At 66.8% G+C, this 21,518-nt stretch carries 14 protein-coding genes; 5 read left to right on the forward strand and 9 right to left on the reverse strand.

The window, feature by feature from the left end; all coding sequences use genetic code 11:
• Positions 1-4: 4 nt before the first annotated feature.
• A complete protein-coding gene (locus ACP699_RS05000) occupies positions 5-1,813 on the reverse strand; it encodes a glycosyltransferase (protein WP_426169674.1) in 1,809 nt (602 codons plus the stop codon).
• Positions 1,810-2,706 carry a glycosyltransferase family 2 protein gene (locus ACP699_RS05005; RefSeq protein WP_235562536.1) on the reverse strand — a complete coding sequence of 299 codons (897 nt, stop codon included), beginning with the start codon at positions 2,704-2,706 and terminating at the stop codon, positions 1,810-1,812. Before ACP699_RS05005 ends, ACP699_RS05000 begins: the two co-directional genes overlap by 4 nt.
• A 92-nt stretch (positions 2,707-2,798) precedes the next feature.
• Here ACP699_RS05005 and ACP699_RS05010 point away from each other — a divergent pair, with 92 nt between their 5' ends.
• Both ACP699_RS05010 and galE read left to right on the forward strand, forming a co-directional pair.
• The gene (locus tag ACP699_RS05010) at positions 2,799-4,928 is read left to right on the forward strand and encodes a glycosyltransferase family protein (RefSeq protein WP_426169678.1); all 2,130 of its coding nucleotides are present in this window, start codon (positions 2,799-2,801) and stop codon (positions 4,926-4,928) included.
• Positions 4,929-4,999: 71 nt separating this feature from the next.
• Positions 5,000-6,016 carry a UDP-glucose 4-epimerase GalE gene (gene galE / locus ACP699_RS05015; protein WP_055869113.1) on the forward strand — a complete coding sequence of 339 codons (1,017 nt, stop codon included), beginning with the start codon at positions 5,000-5,002 and terminating at the stop codon, positions 6,014-6,016.
• A 1-nt stretch (position 6,017) separates the two neighbouring features.
• Here galE and ACP699_RS05020 read toward each other — a convergent pair whose 3' ends face one another.
• From ACP699_RS05020 to rfbA, 5 genes are all read right to left on the reverse strand, one after another.
• Positions 6,018-7,229, reverse strand: a complete 1,212-nt coding sequence (locus ACP699_RS05020; protein WP_017831138.1) for an ABC transporter ATP-binding protein — start codon at positions 7,227-7,229, stop codon at positions 6,018-6,020.
• Positions 7,229-8,134: an ABC transporter permease gene (locus ACP699_RS05025; RefSeq protein WP_235562537.1), complete on the reverse strand. Its 906-nt coding sequence runs from the start codon at positions 8,132-8,134 to the stop codon at positions 7,229-7,231. The genes ACP699_RS05020 and ACP699_RS05025 overlap by 1 nt, the downstream gene beginning before the upstream one ends.
• Positions 8,135-8,186: 52 nt before the next feature.
• Positions 8,187-10,109: a rhamnan synthesis F family protein gene (locus ACP699_RS05030; protein ID WP_426169683.1), complete on the reverse strand. Its 1,923-nt coding sequence runs from the start codon at positions 10,107-10,109 to the stop codon at positions 8,187-8,189.
• On the reverse strand, positions 10,106-12,049 hold the full coding sequence (locus ACP699_RS05035; protein ID WP_426169686.1) for a rhamnan synthesis F family protein: 1,944 nt from the start codon (positions 12,047-12,049) through the stop codon (positions 10,106-10,108). The genes ACP699_RS05030 and ACP699_RS05035 overlap by 4 nt, the downstream gene beginning before the upstream one ends.
• 88 nt (positions 12,050-12,137) lie before the next feature.
• A complete protein-coding gene (gene rfbA / locus ACP699_RS05040) occupies positions 12,138-13,010 on the reverse strand; it encodes a glucose-1-phosphate thymidylyltransferase RfbA (RefSeq protein WP_055864306.1) in 873 nt (290 codons plus the stop codon).
• Positions 13,011-13,089: 79 nt separating this feature from the next.
• Between rfbA and rfbB the strand changes: the two genes are divergently transcribed.
• A complete protein-coding gene (rfbB, locus tag ACP699_RS05045; protein ID WP_055864309.1) occupies positions 13,090-14,088 on the forward strand; it encodes a dTDP-glucose 4,6-dehydratase in 999 nt (332 codons plus the stop codon).
• Entirely contained in the window at positions 14,088-15,497 is a 1,410-nt protein-coding gene (locus tag ACP699_RS05050) for a bifunctional dTDP-4-dehydrorhamnose 3,5-epimerase family protein/NAD(P)-dependent oxidoreductase (protein WP_288969814.1), read from the forward strand. The genes rfbB and ACP699_RS05050 overlap by 1 nt, the downstream gene beginning before the upstream one ends.
• Before the next feature lie 60 nt (positions 15,498-15,557).
• Here the strand turns inward: ACP699_RS05050 and ACP699_RS05055 are convergent, their stop codons facing one another.
• Together ACP699_RS05055 and ACP699_RS05060 are read right to left on the reverse strand one after the other, a co-directional pair.
• Positions 15,558-18,374 (reverse strand): hypothetical protein, encoded by a 2,817-nt coding sequence (locus ACP699_RS05055; RefSeq protein ID WP_055864312.1) that lies wholly within the window; start codon positions 18,372-18,374, stop codon positions 15,558-15,560.
• Between the two features lie 134 nt (positions 18,375-18,508).
• Positions 18,509-19,582, reverse strand: coding sequence for a glycosyltransferase (locus ACP699_RS05060; RefSeq protein WP_055873218.1), 1,074 nt, complete (start codon positions 19,580-19,582; stop codon positions 18,509-18,511).
• A gap of 122 nt (positions 19,583-19,704) precedes the next feature.
• Between ACP699_RS05060 and ACP699_RS05065 the strand changes: the two genes are divergently transcribed.
• A complete protein-coding gene (locus tag ACP699_RS05065; RefSeq protein WP_426169694.1) occupies positions 19,705-21,468 on the forward strand; it encodes a DUF4012 domain-containing protein in 1,764 nt (587 codons plus the stop codon).
• The last annotated feature ends 50 nt before the right edge of the window (positions 21,469-21,518 follow it).

Below are 21,518 nucleotides of genomic sequence, written 5' to 3' on the forward strand. Positions count from 1 at the left end.
CCCCCTACTCGCTGTAGGCGCGCTCCCAGGCCGCAGGCCTCGCGAGCTCCGGCGCCGCTCGACGATAGCGGCGTGCGAGTGCGGGCCAGGCGACCAGAAGTCGAAGGCGAAGCCATCCCGACCTCACCAGAAGTCGTGCGGCGGTGCGGCGGTCCCGCTGGAGGAGGAACACGCCATCTCCCGCGGCGCTCTCCAGGGCGACACGGTCGAGCATGCCGATGCTCCACCACTTCCCGTCCGTCCTGCGCACACGAGTCGGCGGGGCCGTTTCGTCGACCGATCCGAGCTGTGCGAGAAGAACACGCACGAGCCGGACGATGCGTCCTCGCAGCCCGTCGGGAGCGGCGGGCCGATGCGCCTTGTCCGGTATCTCGGCAGAGTCGCCGAACGCGGTGATCGTCTGGCCGCGCGAGGCCAGCAGCCGCTGCATGTCGCTCCGACGAGTGCCCAGCGTCGCCCACAGGTGCGCCGGTCCGTCGAGGACGTCTCGGAGCGCGACGGATCTGACGTCGGCTGAGCCGTATTGCTGGCAGAGCACGTGGTTCACGTCCTGCGCCCATGAGCTCACGAGGAGCCGGAGAGGATTCGAGGAGTGCAGGAGAGCGGTCACGACACGATTGCGCAGCTGATGGTAGGCCTGCCAGTCGAGGCCGTCGTCCTTCGCCGTCCAGGGCATGTGCCACAGCGCGGCCCCGGGAAGAGTGAGGGTACGGTGTCCTGCTGCGCTCGCGCGGAGACCGTACTCCGCGTCATCCCATTTGATGAAGTACGGGAGCGAGACACCGATCTCCCGGATGACCGCCGCGGGGATGAGACACATCCACCATCCGTTGAAGTCGACATCCTTCGGGCGGAGGAATCCGGCCGTCTTCACGATCGGGTGCTCACGCAGATCTGCCGCGACGAGATCCGGCTCTGTGGCGTGCCACCACATCGAACGCCGATCGACGACCTCGCCCATCGAGTGCAGGACGGTCGGCTCGCGCAGGCTGAGCATCTGGGCGCCGATCAACGGCGTCGCCCTGGCGACGGAGGCGAGGGCGCACATCTTCCGCACCGACTCGGTCTCCAGCATGACGTCGTCATCGAGCAACAGCACATGGGTCGCCTCGGTTCCGAGCGCCTCGATCATCCCTCGGCTGAAGCCGCCCGATCCTCCGAGGTTGGCCTGTTCGATCAGCTTCACATCGACAGCTGCCCGCTCCAGGACGGGGGCGATGGCCTCGCGGATGCGGGTACTCCCCTGGTCGACGACGACCACCCGCTCGATGAGATCCGGCAGCCCGTCAGAGGAGAGGGCGTCGACCAGGCGGACGCAGTCGTCGACGCGGTTCATCGTCGTGATCGCGATCGAGGGACGGACTTCCCGTCGCTCCGACGCCTCGATGACCCATTCTCCGTCGCGGACGACGGTCTCCGTCGAGGCCGAGACGACCAACCAGACCCAGGCGTACTCACGACCGGCGTTCGGCACTTCGATCAGGAGCTGCGACGTCGAGGCATCGACCGCGTGGAGTTCGACGTGCGTCCCGTCGGCGTGCGCGCCCCGGAGCACCACGCGACACTCTCCCTCGACGTCCAGGCGCAGGAGGAGCCGCGTCATCGTGGAATGGGTTCGCCAGAATCCGGACGGGAAGGCGTTGAAGTACGTATCGAACGACGCGTCCGCACCAGCTGCGATACGCAGCGCGCGGCGATCGATCACGTCCGCCGCACCGTTCACGTAGAGGGGCATCGCATCCGCGCGGTCGACATGCGGCAGGACGATCCGCTGCGCCGTGATCTGCTCGGCGATGCCGGCTGCTGTCGTCATGAGGTGAACCGGCGTCGCCACGCGCGCAGCGCCGTGTTGATCCGTCGCGAGATCGGACGCCTCTCATCCAGCTGTCGCGCGACCTCGTCCTGGATGTAGCGCGAGAGGTAGAGCATGATCCCGTCGCCGTGCTTCTGCGCGAACTCGCGCAGAGCCTCGTCTCGGATGAGCTTGTCGTAGTACTCGTGCTCCGAGGCGAGCACGAACATGCTGTTGCCCAGCGCGCCGGTCGAAGCGCGGCGCTGCATCCAGTAGGCCTTCGGCTCGCCGTCGATGAACCCGATGGAGTGGTAGCGCAGCACCCGGAGGTTGAACTCCCAGTCCTCGGCGGCGTGGACGTCTTCTCGGTAGAGCCCGACCTCGTCGTGCACCGCACGCCGATACACGTAGGCGATCGGGACGAAGCGGTTGACCTGGAGCATGTCGGCGTAGGTGATCTGCGCCAGGTCTGCCCAGAACGGTGCCCGTGACGTCTCGACGAAGGTCGTCCCCTCGACGCGCTCGTAGACGATCTCGGTTCTGGAGACGACACCTATATCCGATGGATGCGAATCGAGCCATTCGACGGAGCCGGCGAGGAACTCGGGATGCCAGAGGTCGTCATCGTCGTGGAGCACGACGAACTCGCAGCTCAGCGCTCGCACACCGACATTCGCAGACGCCGATCGTCCGAGCGACTCGGTGTGGTGGATGACCTCGACCTTGCGTCTGACCCCTTCGGGCAACGCGTCGATGACCGCATCGACGGGGCCTCGGGGGCCCCCGTCGTTGACGACCACAGCGGCCCACGACGGGAAGCTCTGCGCCGCGACGTCGTGGAGTGCCCTCGCGAGGAGGATCGGGCGGTCCTTGGTGCGGATGACGATGCCGACGCGGACAGTCGAATCAGGCACGAGATCTCCTGTCGAGCTGCGGGATGGCCGGTTCATCGAACCTATCATCCCGGACGGCGGAGGCCGCGGGGAACCTCACCAAATAGACTCTGATGGTGTTCGCAGCTCTGAGGCGTATCTGGCGGGTTTCGCGGGGGATCCCGGGTGTGCGCGGGGTCCTCGCCGCCGTCGACCGCGTCTGGTGGGCTCGCACCATTCGTCGCGCAGAGCTCGTCGACCTCGATCACGTGCAGCTGCAGGTCGGCCGGCGGCTCCGCGCGAACGCAGCCATCAGGGCTTACGTCCGCGGGCGTCACCGGGACGGCCTGTCGCTCAATCCCCTCTTCTTCGACGGCAGAGTCGGATCGCAGCTCCCCGACGCCGGCCGGGTGCCCGCGCTGTACGCGTATCTGATCAACGATCAGGCCAAGATCCACACCAGCGAGACGTGGGATGCCCCCGCCTACGCCGCTGCCCATCCCGACGCGCTGCGCGCACCCGGAGGGCCCGTCGGCGCGGCGTGGCGCTCATCGCTGGACGGCGGACGACTGGACATCGGCATCGGCTCGTCCACGGTCGCCGTGACGCGTGCCGAACTCCTTCACGCAGAGCGGTTGCCTCCGGTTCCGCACGACGCGCTGGGGCCGGTGACTCGGCCGCGTCTGCTCATCTGGCGCTTCGGCCCCGGTGACGACGACGGGACGGCGTTGCGCACCGCCCTCACAGTCTCGTCCGTCTCGGACTCCGCGCTCTGGCTCGTCGTCGATGAGAAGACCCCTGCAGCGCTGCGCCTCGCCTGCGCCCAGGTGCCGCTCTGGCAGGGGAACGCGGTCGTCGTCGACAGTGCTCCCGATGTGAATCCCACGGATACCACCGTGCCAGCCGGCACGCTGCTCCTGGTGCGGGACGCTGATTCCGAGATCTCCGCTGAAGACGCGCTCACCCTGCTCGAGAGCGCGACTCGTGCGCCCGCTGCGCCGCTGTGGCTGCGTATGGACGGGACGATCGCTTCGGCAGGTGTCGTCGTGCGTGATGGCGAAGGGCGTCATCTCCTCGCCGGCCACCCGGCACAAGACGTGAGCGGGCTCGGAGACCACCTGGACTCCGCTGTCCTCGACAGCCCTGTCCGCGCCTTCCGCGTGGGGTCGACGGAGGGCCCGCGGACGCTGCTGGGCGTCGCCGTCCGCTCCGCCGCCGTGCCCGCGGCGATGAGCCTGCCCTCCGGTGACACTCGGATGGACGCGCTCAGCGTGGGGCGCGGTCTGCAGGTCGACGACGCACGCTGGCCCCTCATGAAGCGCACGGCCGTGGAGACCGCGACGCTTCCCGACGGCTCGATCGTGCCGCGGCTGCGCTGGTCGGTGAAGACAGCGGCTCCCGCCGGACCCACCGGGGAGGCCTGGGGCGACACGCACTTCGCCCGCGGCCTCGCAGCGGCCCTGGAACGCCTGGGCCAGTATGCGGCGGTCGATGCCCGACCGGCCGCCCAGCGCTCCTCCGATGTGCTCGACGATGTGAGTGTCGTCCTTCGAGGACCCCATCCGCTCCGGCCGTCGCGCAGCCGTGTGAATCTGCTGTGGATCATCAGTCATCCCGACGAGATCCACGCGGAGGAGCTCTCCGCCTTCGATCGATGCTTCGCCGCGTCGACGGCGTGGGCGGCGGCCGCGACGACCCGGTTCTCCACCCCCGTCACCCCCCTGCTGCAGTGCACGGACCCGCACCGGTTCACCCCGCAGGGCCTGACACGTTCGCGCGATCTCGTCTTCGTCGGGACGGCGCGCGGGATCGCGCGACCCTCCGTCGTGGAGCCGCTGCGCGTCGGAGCACCTGTCCGTGTGTACGGGCCGGACTGGCGGGGCTACATCCCCGCCGGAGCGATCGCCGGCACCCACGTGCCGAATGATCGGCTCCCCGCGGTGTACGAGGCCGCCGGTGCGGTTCTCAACGACCACTGGCCCGCGATGCAGCGCAACGGCTTCGTATCCAACCGCCTCTACGATGTCGTCGCTTCCGGAGGCCGCGCCATCAGCGACGGCGTGGCAGGCATCTCCGAGATCTTCGGACCGGCCGTGCGGACGTACCGTGACATTCCCGAGCTCCACGAGCTCACCCTCTCTGACCTCGATGCCCTCTTCCCCTCGGACGACGAGCTCGCAGCGATCGCGCGACGCATTCGGGAAGAGGACTCGTTCGACGCCCGTGCCAGACATCTGCTCGACGCGGCACAGGAACTCCTCTGACCCCCGCAGCCTCACCGGGCTCGCGGCGAACGCCCGCTACCATCGAAGAACAGTCGACCGAAGGAGAAACATTGCGCGTGCTCGTCACCGGTGGAGCCGGGTACATCGGATCCCACACTCTGGTCGCCCTGCTGGAGCGAGGCCACGAGGTCTTCGTCATCGACAGTTTCGCGAACAGTTCGCCGCGGGCTCTCGAGCGGGTCGAACAGATCACCGGCCGCGCGCCCGCGTACTTCGACCTCGACCTGCGAGACGATGCCGGGGTCGATGAGGTGTTCTCGTCGGTCTCCCCCGATGCGGTGATCCACTTCGCGGGTCTGAAGGCCGTCGGCGAGAGCGTCGCCGAGCCGCTGCGCTACTACGCCCACAACCTCGACAGCACGTTCTCGCTCTTGCGGGCGATGTCGACGCACGGTGTGCGGCGACTCGTGTTCTCCTCCTCGGCCACCGTCTACGGAGACACGAGAGACTCGCCCTACGAAGAGGACGGCGGCCCGCTTGACGCCACCAACCCGTACGGGCAGACCAAGGTCATGCTCGAGCGGATCCTCACCGACGTCGCCCAGGCGGATCCCTCGTGGAGCATCGCGCTCCTTCGCTACTTCAACCCGATCGGCGCGCACGAGAGCGGACTCATCGGAGAAGACCCGAACGGCATCCCGAACAACCTCGCTCCCTACATCTCGCAGGTCGCTGTGGGCCGGCTTCCGCATGTGAACGTCTTCGGTGCGGACTACCAGACGGCGGACGGAACCGGAGAGCGCGACTACATCCACGTGGTCGACCTCGCAGAGGGCCACGTCGCCGCCCTCGAGAAGCTCAACGGAAGCCAGGGCGTCCGCGCGTGGAACCTCGGCACGGGACGCGCGACCTCCGTGCTCGCACTGATCAAGGCTTTCGAGGCGGCCACGGGAACCGAGATCCCCTACCGGATCGCCGACCGTCGGGAAGGCGACCTCGCGCAGGCGTGGGCGGACACCCGTCGCGCCGCCGAGGAGCTGGGGTGGACCGCGTCACGAGACGTCGAGACCATGGCGGTCGACGCCTGGCGGTGGCAGTCTCGCAACCCTCGCGGCTACGCCGACTGAGTCAGGGCCGCGCCTCTTCCGCGCCCGCCCCGGCACCCGCGACGGTCACGCGGGCGGCGGAGGAACCCATGGTGTCTTCCGCGCCCTCCACGTTGAGCATCACGGCCTGCATGAGCGCGTGCGTGCTGACCTCGCTGACGCCGGCGACGTTGGCGTTGACGAAGTACTGACCGTGCCCGAGCTGGAGGCTCTCGATCCGCAGGTCGACGAAGGTGGTGCCGTCGAGGGGGGCGAGGCGCTGCTGAAGGATGTCGGTGTTGGATGCGATCACCATGTGCCCGAACGGGGTGTCGATGCTGAAACCGACCTCCCACCTGTCGAACAGGTGCTCGGAGGCGACGTGGATCCGGATCGTCACGGCGTCGCCGGAGACGATCGTGTTCCCCACGACGCCATCCCGGTCGAGCAGCTCGACCTTCGTGACGCTGATCGGCTGCGCGTCGGAGGCGCTGGTGGAGTCGCGGCGACGCTGATCGAGCGACTCACGCAGGACACGGATCGCCTCGTTCGTGTCGCCGTCGTGGATCACGGCGCCGTCACGCAGCACGATGCCGCGGTCGCACAGCTCCGCCACCTGCTGCGCCGAGTGGCTGACCAGGATGATCGTGCGGCCTTCGGCACGGAACTGGGTGATGCGATCCATGCACTTTCGCTGGAAGGTCTCGTCGCCGACAGCGAGCACCTCGTCGACGAGGAGGATGTCGGGGTCGGTGTGCACGGCGACCGCGAACGCGAGACGCACGTACATCCCGGAGGAGTAGAACTTCACGGCGGTGTCGATGAAGGACCCGATGCCGCTGAACTCGACGATGTCGTCGAACTGCCGATCCGTCTCCGCCTTCGACAGGCCCAGGATGGAGGCGTTGAGGTAGACGTTCTCGCGACCGCTCAGGTCGGGGTGGAATCCGGCCCCGAGTTCCAGCAGCGCAGCCATGCGTCCGCGCGTCTGCACTGTTCCGGTCGTCGGGGAGATGATGCCGCCGATGAGCTTGAGCAGGGTCGACTTGCCGGAGCCGTTCGCCCCGAGCAGACCGACCGTGGTGCCCGCCTGGATGCGCAGGCTCACGTCGTCGACGGCGACGAAGTCCTCGCGGAGATCCCTGCCGAGGCGTCCGAAGTGGACGATCCGGTCCTTGAGGCTGTTGTCCTTGCGGACGGTGAAGTGCTTGCTGACCTCATCGAGACGAACGATGTCCGGTCCTGTGATCGACATCAAAGCTCCTGTGCGAAGTTGCCCTGGACGCGGACGAAGAATCGGTGCGCGAGCCAGAGAAGGACGATACCGACCAGGGTCGCGATCAGCATGCGCAATCCGAGCTCGGGCGGGTAGTCGGCGCTGCCACCGGCGCCCCAGAACGCCCGGTGGAAGCCGAGCACGCCGATGGTCAGAGGATTCGCGGCGTAGATCTCGATGACCCACTCTGGCAGCGAGAACCGCACGAGGACGTCCTTGACCATCGACCACGAGTAGACGATCGGCGAAGCCCACATCGCGAGCATGAGGACGACCTCGGTGAGGTACTGCACGTCGCGGAGGTAGACGTTCATGGCGGCGAGCAGGAGCCCCAGGGCCAAGCCGTACACCACGACCAGCAGCAGCGACGGGAAGAACCAGAGCATCTGCACCGGCGCCGGGAGCGCACCGAAGGCGATCGCGGCGACGAGGAGAACGGCGAGCTGCACCGCTCCCATGAAGGCGGCGGCTCCGACGCTCGCGAGGGGGAAGACCTCACGAGGGAGATAGATCTTCTTCACCAGCGCGGCGTTGTTGATGATGGACCCGGTCGATCCGGCGATCATGTCGTTGAAGAAGACGTAGAGCGTCAACCCCGAGAACAGATAGATCGCGAAGTCCGGGATACCCTCGGCAGCGCGGAGGAACTGCCCCAGCACGATGTAGTACATGAGGAACTGGATGAGCGGCTTGATCATCGTCCAGAGGAACCCGAGGAAGCTGTCGCGGTAGCGCGCCTGAAGATCGCGCCGGATGAGGAGCGCCAGCAGTTCACGGCGACCGAAGATCTCCCTGAGCTTCCCACCGCGCACTCGAAGTCCCCGAGCGTCGATGGTGGAGAACGACTCCTTCTCGAGCCGAGCAAACCTATCGATCGTTTCCAAGATCCTCACTCACTTCTGGGATTGCCGCTACGGCCACGCGAACCTCGCACCGTCATCGGCCGAGAATGCGTCGTATCGCTGCTCGAGGCCGTCGCACAGCACGAGCGACCTTACCCGCCAGGGTGTCTGAGGCCATGATCTCGCGCACCCGCGCACCGGTTCCGGGAAAATTGACGCGCATGTACATTCTTGCAAAGTCCGAGCGCGAGCCCGTACCCACGAAGCCCGCGAGTCTGATCAGCTCGATCTGCTCGTATGCGTATCCCGGCGTCGTGACAGACATCTCGTCGAGTTTGAACTCGAGCGAGGAATGGCTGATCGACATGTACTCGGTGGTCGAGACGGTTCGCACGTGGTACCCGAGCTCCCCGGCCGCATACGCCGGGATGCGCTCCAGGATGTGTGCGAGCCCCCCATCCTTGTAGGCCTCCGCACCGCCGAACTGCTCGTACGTCCACGGATGCGAGATCAAAAGCCGCAGCGCCTGGGGACGAGCGACGTACATCGATCCGAACGGAGCGAGCGGGGAGATATCGTCCAGGGGCACGAAGATCCCCAGCTGCTCGGCGATGTCCGCGGCGCCCTCCTTGTTGACCGACCAGCCGCGCCCGAGGGTGGGGTAGCCGATGTGGATCATGGGCGGGAAGACCATCCCGAGGCCGGGCTCCTTCTGGAACAGCGACACCAGATTGGCGGTGTAGCCCTGGCTGTTCAGCAGGTTGTCGAACTGCTGCTCCTTGAAGTGCCGTCCGACGTTGAAGCCGTCCTGCGGCGTCTTCTTCGAGTGGATCTTGACGACCAGGTCATAGTCGTCACCGAGCAGGACATCGCGGCATTCGATGAGGAATGCGCTCTGGTCGCGCCCGTCGTTCGAGGAGACCACGCGGATGTCGACGGCACCCCTCCGGTGGCCACGGCGGGTGAGGGTCTCCGCGATCGCACTGGCGCGTTCAGGGTCGGGAGTCGTGACGACCAGGTCGTAGGCCCCCGGGAGAGTGTCGGCGCGATCGAGCATCTCATCGGTCATCTCCACATAGAAGATGTGCGCGATGACCACCGTGCGCAGCGGTGCCTCCGGATCGTAGCCGCGGTCGTAGTCCGGCAGCACCTCCAGCATGGCGGCATCGGTGTTGAGGTCCTTCGGGGGGATCGTGCGGGCCGCGTTCTCCCAGAAGAGCTCCATCGGATAGCCGTACTGGGCCGCCTTCTCCAGGGTCCATCGGCCGACGACCGCATGGCGATCGAGATACGGCGGCCACTGCATGAAGGGGCGGCGCTTCATCACCGGGCATCCTGCGTCCAGCAGGGCCTCCGCCCGGTAGAGCGAGGGATTCTTGGTACCGATCTCGGCAGCGGGATAGGCGACGTCGTGGGTGAAGCCGAGCTGCGCGAAATGATCCGTGAAGATCGTCTCGTGCTTGAGCACCGCATCGAAATACGACGGCATCTCCGGCAACTCACGCCAATACCGCGCCCACTCCTCCGACAAGAACATCTCACGACGAACCGCGATCCAGAACGACTGCAGATGATACGGAAGAACACCCTTACCCGTGAACGGATTCGGATCCTCCCGCGCATGATCGGTCATCCCCCAGAAGTGCGTCGCACGCTCCCCCATCCGATCGAACACCGGAGCATACGGACGCACCGGCCCGAACCACGTGTCATTCGTCAGCAGCACCTCATCGAACTCCGACAGCCGCGACCCCACATGATCCAGAGCATCCTTATGCGCCCAGATATCGAAACCGACGTTCTCCCGAACCAGGATCTCGTCCGACACCGCCTCCAGCTTGCCGCGACCCTCATCCGACAGAGAACCGTTCACGACCACCAGCACATGAGCCGCATGCTCACGCAAACCCGCCAACGCGTACGGAACGTAATCGTCCACACCACCACGCCGGTCGAACACCACATACACGACGAGCCGACGACCACCCACCGGAAAAACACCCGGCACCCGACTCATCGCCGACCTCCCTTGAGAAGCCCCGCGCCGGATCGCAGCACCTGGCGGAGCCCGCCGACGCTGACGCGAGCGACGCGCATGAGCGGAGCGAGCACGGGCCGCATCCGCTCCATCACCTCGGGATGGTTGAGATTCATGTGCATCCGGATCATCGCGACAGCGCCGCCCTTGCCCATCCATCCGGATCGCTGCAGGAACTGGATCTGGTCGATCGGGTATCCAGGGGTCGTCGATGCGAGCTGATCCAGCTTGTACTCCATCGAGACGTGGCTGATCCCCGCATGCTCCAGGCTCAGAACGGTTCGTGTGTGGTAGCCGGCCTCCCCCGCACCGTAAGTGACCAGACGCTCGAGCACGCGCGCCATGTCCGCCTTCCGATGGGTGGCCGGTTTGCCGAAGTCCTCGACCTTCCAGTCGGCCTGGAGAAGAGGAGCCAACGCCTGCGGACGGCAGATCCACATGCCGCCGAGGGGTGCCAGCGGAGAGACGCCGTCGAACGGCACCTGGATTCCGAGACGCTTCGCGACCTCGGTCGCCCTGGGCAGGTAGTGCGCCCACCCCTTGCCGGGCGTGGCGTATCCGATGTGGATCATCGGTGGCATGACGATGCCCAGACCCGGCTCGCGCTGGAAGAGCGCGAGCACATTCGCGAAGTACCCGGCCGTGCCGAGGAGGTTCTCGGTCTGGTACCGATGGAAGTAGCGCACCACATTCGCGGAGCGTGTCTTCGGTCGCCTCGCGTGCACCTTGACCACGAGATCGAAGTCGTCGCTGAGGAGTACGTCGCGCATGCCGACCAGGAGCGCACTCATGTCACGTCCGCGTCGCGGAACCACGCGGACGACGGCGGAGAGCCGATCGGCAGAAGGATTCTGGTCGAGGATGTCCTCGATCACGCGCGCGCTGTCCTCGTCGTTGGTCGTGACGAACAGGGACGAGGGCTGCCCGATCTCTGCGATCGCGCCCAGCAGATCCGGAGCCAGCGACGCGTCCGGAATGTGAGCGATCACGGCGATTCGAAACGGCCTCGTCGCGTCGAAGGAGACGTCCTCCGGCGGAAGGACCTCGAGCATTCCCGCATCCGCGTTGAGAATCTTCGGAGCGACGTTGCGCGCGAGGTTCTGCCAGAGGATGGGCATCGGGTACCCGTACTTCTCCACCTCGGCGAGCACGCGCCGACCGATGACGGCATGACGGTCGAGATAGGGCGGGTAGTGGAAGAACTGGCGACGCTTCAGGAGCGGGGCTTCGTCGTGCAGCAGGAGATCGGCGTTGAACAGCGCCGGGTGGTCGGTCGGATACGCGGCTGACGGGTAGGCGACGTCGTGGGTGAAGCCGAGCTGCGCGAAATGATCCGTGAAGATCGTCTCGTGCTTGAGCACCGCATCGAAATACGACGGCATCTCCGGCAACTCACGCCAATACCGCGCCCACTCCTCCGACAAGAACATCTCACGACGAACCGCGATCCAGAACGACTGCAGATGATACGGAAGAACACCCTTACCCGTGAACGGATTCGGATCCTCCCGCGCATGATCGGTCATCCCCCAGAAGTGCGTCGCACGCTCCCCCATCCGATCCAACACCGGAGCATACGGACGCACCGGCCCGAACCACGTGTCATTCGTCAGCAGAACCTCATCGAACTCCGACAGCCGCGACCCCACATGATCCAGAGCATCCTTATGCGCCCAGATATCGAAACCGACGTTCTCCCGAACCAGGATCTCGTCCGACACCGCCTCCAGCTTGCCGCGACCCTCCTCCGACAGAGAACCGTTCACGACCACCAGCACATGAGCCGCATGCTCACGCAAACCCGCCAACGCGTACGGAACATAATCGTCCACACCACCACGCCGGTCGAACACCACATACACGACGAGCCGACGACCACCCACCGGAAAAACACCCGGCACCCGACTCACGACTGTCATGCTCCTGTGGGCCCCCGGATCCGGTGATGATCATCGACAGGCCCGTCCCGTCGACGCGTCGCGGGCCGTCGACCATCCTAGCCCGGGGTCAGACGCGACCCTGGGCGAGTGCCTTGAGCAGATAAGCCCCGTACCCGCTCTTCACGAGCGGCTCGGCACGCTCGCGCAGTTCGTCGTCGGTCAGGAAGCCCATTCGCCAGGCGACCTCCTCAGGGCACCCGATCGACAGGCCCTGGCGCTTCTCCACCGTGCGGATGAAGTCCGTCGCCTCCGCGAGCGAGTCGAAGGTCCCGGTGTCGAGCCAGGCCGTGCCGCGCGTGAGCACCTGCACCTTGAGCTTGCCGCGGTCCAGGTACTCGCGATTGACGTCGGTGATCTCCAGCTCGCCGCGGGGTGAAGGCTTCAGTGCCTTGGCGATCTCGATCACATCGTTGTCGTAGAAGTAGAGGCCAGGAACCGCGTAGTTGCTCTTGGGCTGCGCGGGCTTCTCCTCGAGCGAGACCACTCGGCCCGCGTCGTCGAACTCCACCACGCCATACGCCGTCGCGTCGTCGACCCAGTATCCGAAGACGACGCCGCCGTCGAGCTCGGTGTACTGCCGCAGCTGCGTGCCCATCCCCTGCCCGTAGAAGATGTTGTCGCCGAGAACCAGGGCCGCGGAATCCGAGCCGATGTGCTCTTCTCCCAGGACGAAGGCCTGCGCGAGTCCGTCGGGCGAGGGCTGGGTCTTGTAGGTGATGGACACCCCGAACTTCGAGCCGTCGCCCAGCAGACGCTGGAAGGACTCCGCGTCGTGTGGCGTCGTGATCATCAGGATGTCGCGGATTCCCGCGAGGATCAGTGTCGACAGCGGGTAGTAGATCATCGGCTTGTCGTAGACCGGGACCAACTGCTTCGAGACGCCGAGAGTGATCGGGTGCAGCCGGGAGCCTGTTCCTCCGGCGAGAATAATGCCACGCATGGTGAACAGTCTCCCTGATCGGCCCCACCTGAACAAACGCCCCGAGTCTCACAGGAGGGCTCCCGCTACGCTGGGGGGCATGCAGAGACTGCTCGTCACCGGCGGCGCCGGCTTCATCGGTTCCAATTTCGTGCACCACGTCATCGAGAACACCGATGCCCATGTCACCGTGCTCGACAAGCTCACCTACGCGGGCAACAAGGCCTCTCTCGAGGGCCTCCCCAGCGACCGCCTGCGCTTCGTCGAAGGCGACATCGCCGACGCCGAACTCGTCGACGGCCTGTTCGCCGACGTCGACTCGGTCGTGCACTACGCCGCCGAATCGCACAACGACAACTCCCTGCACGATCCCCGCCCCTTCCTCGACACCAACATCATCGGCACCTACACGCTGCTCGAGGCAGCCCGCCGTCACGATCGTCGCTTCCACCACATCTCGACCGACGAGGTCTACGGAGACCTCGAGCTCGACGACCCCGAGCGGTTCACCGAGCAGACGCCCTACAACCCCTCGTCTCCTTATTCCTCCACCAAGGCCGGCAGCGATCTGCTGGTGCGCGCCTGGGTGCGTTCGTTCGGCGTGCGGGCGACGATCTCGAACTGCTCGAACAACTACGGTCCGTATCAGCACGTGGAGAAGTTCATCCCGCGCCAGATCACGAACGTCATCCGCGGCATCCGGCCCAAGCTGTACGGTGCAGGGCTGAACGTCCGCGACTGGATCCACGCGGACGACCACTCGTCTGCGGTGCTCACCATCCTCGACAAGGGGGAGATCGGCGAGACCTACCTGATCGGTGCCGACGGCGAGAAGGACAACAAGTCCGTCGTCGAACTGATCCTCACTGAGATGGGTCAGCCGGCGGACGCCTACGATCACGTCACGGATCGCGCCGGTCACGATCTGCGGTACGCGATCGATTCCACGAAGCTGCGCACCGAGCTGGGCTGGACCCCGGCCTTCGGCGACTTCGAGTCCGGACTCGCCTCCACCATCGCTTGGTATCGCGACAACGAGGCCTGGTGGGCCTCGTCCAAGGATGCCACCGAGTCGTTCTACGCCTCCAAGGGACAGTGATGACGGAGTTCGGCAAGGCACTCGCGGTCACCGAGACCGCGATACCCGGACTGCTCCTCGCGGATCTGCCGGTTCACGGCGACTCCCGCGGCTGGTTCAAGGAGAACTGGCAGCGCGAGAAGATGGTCGCGGCGGGTCTGCCCGACTTCGGACCGGTGCAGAACAACATCTCCTTCAACGACGCGATCGGTACGACGCGCGGCATCCATGCCGAGCCCTGGGACAAGTGGGTCTCCGTGGCGACCGGCCGCATCTTCGGCGCATGGGTCGACCTTCGCGAGGGCCCTTCGTTCGGAACGGTGTTCACGGCGGAGATCGACCCCTCACAGGCGATCTTCGTACCCCGCGGCGTCGGCAATGCGTACCAGACGCTCGAGCCCGACACCGCCTACGTCTACCTGGTGAACGATCACTGGTCGGCCGATGCGGAGTACTCGTTCCTGAACCTGGCCGACGAGACGGCTGCCATCCAGTGGCCGATCCCGTTGTCCGAGGTCGAGATCTCCGCCAAGGACCACGCACACCCGCGTCTCGCGGATGTCACGCCGATCCCCGCCAAGAAGACGCTCATCGTCGGCGCCGGCGGTCAGCTGGGCCACGCGCTGCGCGCGCACTTCGGCGAAGCCGCCGAATACGAGTACGTGGGACGGGACGAGCTCGACCTCTCGGACGGGTCCTTCCCCTCGGCCCGCCGTTGGCGCGACTACGCGACCATCATCAACGCCGCCGCCTACACCGCGGTCGACAAGGCGGAGACCGCCGAGGGAAGAGCAGACGCCTGGGCCGCGAACGTCACCGGCGTCGCGGCTCTGGCGAAGATCGCCGTCGACAACGGCATCACGCTCGTGCACGTCTCGAGCGACTACGTGTTCGACGGCACCAAGGTCGGCGAGTACACCGAGACCGACTCCGTCCGCCCTCTCGGCGTGTACGGCCAGACCAAAGCTGCAGGCGACGCTCTCGTCTCCACCGTCCCGCGCCACTACATCATCCGCACATCCTGGGTGATCGGCGAAGGGAACAACTTCGTGCGGACCATGGCCTCGCTCGCCGAGCGCGGCATCGACCCTCGCGTCGTGGACGATCAGGTGGGACGACTGACGTTCACCACCGATCTCGCCGCCGCGATCGCGCACCTGATCGACGGCGATGCCGAGCCCGGCATCTACAACCTCAGCAGCACGGGAGAGCCGCAGTCCTGGGCCGACATCGCCCGCGAGGTGTTCTCGGCGGTCGGACATGACCGCTCGCGCGTCACCGGCGTCACGACCGAGGAGTACTTCGGTTCCGCCGATGCCCCGGTCGCACCCCGGCCGCGCAACAGCGTGCTCGATCTGTCGAAGATCATCGCAACGGGTTTCACGCCGCTCGACGGCGCCGCGCACCTGCGCGACTACCTTCGTCGCTGACGGACAACAGAAGAGGGCCTGGGAGATATCCCAGGCCCTCTTCTTCTGTCCCCTCGAAGGTCAGGGCACGACGACGTTCTTGCAGCCCAGGAGCGTGTGCCCGCCTGCGCCGTTGTTGATCGCGTAGACGCAGACCCCGTGGTTGCCCGGCGACATCGGCACCGTCTGGTAGAAACCGTGCTTGAGGCCCGTACCGGGGTAGGCGGCCAGGACATCCGGGCGATCGAGGGCTGCGGTGTACGCGGAACCCACTCCGTCCACGTAGATGTGCACGGCGATCGGATCCGTCGTGTCCGGATCGATGGCCCATCCGGCGACGATCGCGCCGCCGGCCGTCGCCTGCAGTGCCTCGTAGTTTCCGAACGGAGCCCGTCCGCGATCCTGCACGGGCGCCGTGATCGTGACGCTCTTGCAACCGAGAAGGGTGTGGCCGCCCGGCCCGGTGTTGATGGCGTAGGCACAGACGCCGGTGGTGCCGTTGGGGACGGTGAACGACTCCGAGAATCCGTGCGCGTCGCCGTATCCCGGGTTGGCTCCGCCGACGTCGGCGCGGGCCTTGTCGGCCGAGTACTCGCGTCCGACTCCCGCGACGTACAGATGCACCTTGATCGACGACGCGGTGTCAGGATCGATCGCCCATCCGCTGGCCGTGACGGTGTTGCCGCTGACCTGAAGGGCTTCGAACGAGCCGATGGGCATCCGCCCTCGCTCCTGAATCCCCGAGGTCACGTTGACCTCCTTGCAGCCGAGCAACGTGTGCGCTCCCGGACCAGTGTTGATCCCATAGGCGCAGACGGTCGACTTGCCTGCGGGAAGCGGCACCGACTCCTCGAAACCGTGGTTCGTGCCGTAGCCGGGGTAGAGCGTGCCGACGTCGGCGCGGTTCTTGTCGGCGGTGAACTCTCGTCCGATCGATCCGACGTACAGGTGCACCTTGATCGGCGAACGGGTGTCGGGATCGACCGTCCACCCCTTGGCCACGGCCGTCGTGCCCGAGACGACGACGGAGTCGAGTGCGCCGACCGGCATCCTCCCCTGCTCGGGGATCTGCGTGTTCACGGTGACCTTCTTGCAGCCGAGCTCCGTGTTCCCGCCCGCTCCGTTGTTGATGCCGTACGCACACACGGTCGCCGACTCACCCGAGACCTTGAGCGTCTCTTCGAAGCCGTGTCCATCCCCATAGCCCGGGTTCGCCGCGCCCACGTCAGGGCGCGACTTGTTCGCGAGGAACTCCCGCCCGACTCCCGCTTCGTAGAGGTGGACGCGTGCGGGTGCCGCCGTGTCAGGATCCAGGACCCAGCCGGTCGCGGTCACGGTCCCGGGCGCGGTGGATGTGAGCGACTCGAACGCACCGATCGGCGCCCGCCCGCGATCCTCGATCACGGTGCCGGGGTGCGTGTTCTGCGAGCAGCCCAACTCGGAGTTCGCTCCGGGGCCGACGTTGATGGCGTAGGCGCAGATCGTGTGCACTCCCGCACCGGCGGGGATCGTCGCCTTGAAGCCGTGCTTCGTTCCGTGGGGACGGTACGCGGCCGGCAGATCCGTACGCTCCACATTCGCGGTGAAGGAGCGTCCGACCCCGCCGATGTAGAGATGGACCTCGATGGGCGACGCCGTATCGGGATCGACAGCCCACCCCGTCACCTCGAAACCGTCCTTCACGGGCTTGATGCTCTCGACCGCGCCCGCGGGAGGGCCGCTCAAGCTCGCCAAGCGCTTGCAGCCCAGGAGCACGTTGGCGCCGGGTCCCGCGTTCATGGCGTACACGCACACCGTCGAGTCGCCGGAACCTGCTGCCGGGACGCGGGCGGAGAACCCGTGTTTGTTCCCGGCCCCCGGGTAGACGGCGCCCACATCGGGACGATCCTCGTCCGCGGTGAAGGCACGTCCGACGTCGCCCACGTAGACATGGACCGAGAGCGATGCGCTCGTGTTGGGGTCGATCGCCCACCCCGACACGGCGAACTCACCCGGACGGGCTTCGATCATCTCGATATTGCCGAAGGGGTTGTTCGCGCCGCCCTGTGTGGAGCCGAACCAGTCGGTGAAGTAGTTGTAGAAGTTGCGGTTGCCGTACGCGGAGCAGCCGTCACCCTCGCCGTAGCCCGCGCGCATCGCCGCTGCATTGGGCTGGTACGGCGTGTAGTAGTAGAGGGCCGACGTCGCCTTGTTGGCGATGTAGACGGGCGAGCTGCCGCAGTTCGCGTTCGGGTTGTAGAGGATGTTCCAGGTCCGACCCGGTGCGTACCACTGGAACCACTTGCCTTCCATGTAGATCTGCATCTGGCGCGCGGCGCCGTAGATCTGATGGAAGAAGCCGATGTAGTTCGGGTCGCAAGGCGCGGTGTCAGGGCACCCCTGCCCCAGCGCGATGTTGTATCGCCACGCGCTCGGCCAGGTGTGGGTGATCAGCCCCTGCTCCTTCTGGAGCATCACGATCAGCACCTGAGGATTGATGTTGCAGGACTGCGCGACACGGTAGATGATCCGCGCCGCGGACTCGTTGGCCGCGCCGGTGTAGCCGTCGCAGTAGGCGTCGGCGGGGCGGGTCACCGACGTGATGCGGAAGTCCTTGATGCAGACGTAACCGCTCTGACAGCTCGACACCTTGCTGTTGAAGAAGGCCTGGATCTGCGCCTCGGACATCGTGCCCGCGTTCGTGAAGACCGCATCGCTGATGATATTGCCCGCCTCGAAACCTGCAAGCGTGGACTTCACCATCCCGGCCGAGACCGGGTCGACGGCTGCTTTCGCGATGCTCGCGCTGCTCGAGCCGCTCGCGGAGACGGACGCGGTGGCGGCAGTGGCGGGGACCACCGTTCCGATGACAAGGGCGGAGACAGCGAGGAAACAGGTGAGGAGTCGGGGGAACCTCATGTTGTTTCGCGAGCGTGGGGCACGTCGAGACATGTGACCAGTGTGACGGAAGTTGCGTGATGATGCCACTGTTACACGCTTTGCGCCACAACTTTTCGGCGTGTCGCCCGTATGCGCAGGTTGCTCTCAGCGAATCACAGGTCTGCGTGCAGGCCCCAGAGGCGTTCCGCAGAGCTCGCCCAGGAGAAGGCTCGCGACCGGTCGCAGGCGAGCACGCGGAGTCTGTCCGCCGCTCCACCGGTCGCCTCGGCGACCGCGTCGGCGATCGCCTCGGCGGGGACCAGCATGCCCCCGTCGGCGATGACGTCCCGATGCGACCCGCTGGAGACCGCCACGACGGGCACGCCGAGCACCATGGCCTCCACCGCGCGCCACGGCCAGCCTGCCACCGCGTCCGTCGCGACATAGGCGGATGCGCCGTCTAGTACCGCTGCACGATCCTCGACGCTCAGTGCCCCCCGCACATGCGTGCGCCTCTCCGGCAGTCCTGCCGCCGCAGCGGCGTCGGCGTGACGAGGCTCCGCCCCTTCGGGCGCGTCGATGACCACCGCGTCGAGGCCGGCGGCCACCGCACCCCGGAAGCCGTCGGACAGACTCGAGACGGACCCGGTGAGAACCACGTACTCGTCGGGCAGCGAGAGAGCGCGGCGACGCTCGGACGCGTCACCGGGAGCACGGAATCCCTGAGGCGGTGCACCGGCGATCACACGGAGACGGTCGCCGATCTTCGCGAGCTCGGACAGACGCTCCGCGACGGCGTGCGAGGGCACCACGACCGCGTCGGCATGCCTGACGGCGCGTCGGAGCATGCCGCGCTGCCAGGCGACGCTGCCTTTGGAGAGCGTCTCCGGCGCTTCCCATGCGCGCAGATCCCACACCGTGACCGTGGTCTGGTCGTTGTCGTGCACGCGATCGTGGCGCACGAGCGGGGCCATGAGCGTCGGCGAATGGATCAGTCCCCCGCCGACACCGGGGACGATCCCGAGCTGCCAGGCGGCAGCGATTTCTCGGCGCCCCATGCCGAGGGTGCGGACGTCCCCGATTCCCGCCACGGGCACGGTCGCGCCCGACGGGACGATGGCATCGACCGCGCACCCGGAGGGCGCCGTCGCGACCAGTCCTGCCGCGAGTCCCACCGCGGCGTCCGCATGATCGGCATCGACGACGCTCACGAGCTGATCCAGAACAACACGCAGCCGAGCACCCATGCCCACAGGCTATCTTCGCCGTGCCGCTCCCCCACGGAACGCGCCGACCGCGCCGCCCGAATGTCAGCGTTCGCACAGTTTTCCCCCACCACCACTGCAGCGGTTCGTGCTTGAATGCTCGGGTGAGCGATGGTCGACTTCCCGTCCGGCGCCGATGGATCGGGTGGACCGTCGGCGTTCTGCTCTCCCTTCTCCTGATCGCCATCGGCTGGGTCTGCATCCGTGGGATCGGCGCGGTGAACGACCTCCAGCAGGTGGCGAAAGGCGCCTCTCAGCTGAAGTCTTCGATCGCGGCCGGAGACCTCGAGGGAGCCAAGCCGCTCGCGAAGAGCATCGCGCACAACGCGGAGTCCGCTCGCAGCCTGACGTCCGACCCCGTGTGGCACGCGTTCGGCGCCCTGCCATGGATCGGACCGAACTTCAGCGCGGTGAGCGAGATCGCCGAGATCGCCGACGACGTGTCGGCCGACGCGCTCACGCCCCTCCTCGACGTGGCGGCGGACTTCGATCTGGCGAGCCTGGGCTTCGCCGGCGGGGCGATCGATCTGGCGCCGTTCGCAGAGATCGCCGGCCCGCTCGGCACGGCCGACACCGCGCTCAGCACCGCGCAGCTGCACGCACGACGCATCGACGCCGACGCCACGCTCCCGCCGCTCGCCGACGCCATCCGCACCATGCGCTCATCCGTCACCGAGGCCGCGACGGTCGTGGGTTCGCTCCATGGCGCGGCCGTGCTGCTGCCCACCATGCTCGGCGGCGAGGGACCGCGCAACTACGTACTCGCGATGCAGAACAACGCTGAGCTGCGCTCGTCGGGCGGCATCATCGGATCCATCGCCCTGTTGCACGCCGAGGGGGGCAGGATCACCCTCCAGAGCCAGGCGTCGACGCGGGACTTCCCTCCGCTCGACACCGCGCTGCCCCTCAGCGACTCGACGATCGCGCTCTTCGAGGACCGTCCCGGCCGCTATCTGCAGAACATCACGAGCATCCCCGACTTCAGCGAGGCAGGAGCTGCCATCGCCGCCCGCTGGGAGGGTCGATTCGGTGGGACCGTCGACGGCGTCATCGCCGTGGACGCCGTCGTCGCGAAGCATCTGATCGCGGCGACCGGAGACCTCACGTTCGGCCCGTTCACGGCGACGCCCGAGAACGTCACCGACATCCTGCTCTCAGAGATCTACGCCGCGGTTCCCGATCCCGCCGTGCAGGACGAGATCTTCGCGCAGGCCGCAGGAGCGCTCTTCGGCGCCGCGCTGTCCGGAGGAGACCCGCGCGCACTGATCGGAGCACTGGCGACGTCGGCGGAGGAGGGCCGCATCCGGATCTGGAGCGCCCATGACGACGAAGAGGCCGTGCTCGTCGGCTCTGCACTGGGGGGCACGATTCCCACCGACAGCGTCGATGCGACCTACGTGGGGGTGCTGATGAACGACACCACCGGCGGCAAGATGGACTTCTACACCCGCGCATCCATCTCGACATCGGTCGGGAGCTGCCAGGGGACCCCGACCACGCAGGTGCGGGTGACATGGACCAACACGGCCCCCGCCGACGCCGCCACCTCGTTGCCGCCCTACGTCACGGCGGACGGCTTCTACGGCGTGCCCGCAGGCACGGTGCGCACGCTGATCGCCGTGTACGGCCCCGAGGGGGCGACGCCGTCGCGCATCGACCGGGACGGCGCAGAAGAGGGCGTGCAGACGGCGATGATCGGCGACCGCTCGGCTGTGCAGCACGAGGTCTCCCTCGCGCCGGGCGAATCGACGACGATCACGGTCGAGTTCCAGGGCACCGGTGCGGGAGAGCGACTCACGGATGTGCGGCACACCCCGCTGATCCACACCCCCGACACGACACGGGAGCCCCTCCGATGCGCCTCGTGACATTCCCGGCTCGATAGGGTACTGTCGACTCACTGGGGAATATCTGGCGT

It is taken from the genome of Microbacterium sp. DWRC1-3 (assembly GCF_049896645.1).
Classification (GTDB): domain Bacteria; phylum Actinomycetota; class Actinomycetes; order Actinomycetales; family Microbacteriaceae; genus Microbacterium; species Microbacterium maritypicum.